This window comes from Lacinutrix cladophorae (genome assembly GCF_053604645.1).
Window position 1 is genome coordinate 1 of sequence record NZ_JBSHNR010000113.1, and the last position, 246, is coordinate 246.

Genomic DNA, 246 nt, shown 5'->3' on the forward strand with positions numbered 1-246 from the left:
AATGACCATGTTCCATCCGTTCCTGTTGTTACTGTGGTTACTGTTCCATCCACATCTGTAATTACAACTTCTACTCCTTCTATTCCTTCTTCTCCTGGATCTTGTACTCCATCGCCGTTAAGATCTTCGAATACAACTCCTGTTAATTCTGCAGTTACTGGTTCATAACCGTCATCGGTTGTTGCTGTTTCAACTCCTTCTAATACGGTTACTGTTTCTGGATCTGAAGTTCCTGTTGTTAAAGTA

The 246-nt window shown here is 40.7% G+C and carries 1 protein-coding gene; it reads right to left on the reverse strand.

The genetic code is table 11. The annotated features are described in order from the left end of the window. Nucleotides 1–246, reverse strand: a 246-nt coding sequence (locus ACVC3Y_RS10230) for an SdrD B-like domain-containing protein (protein ID WP_452226815.1), incomplete at both ends; no start/stop codon positions are given.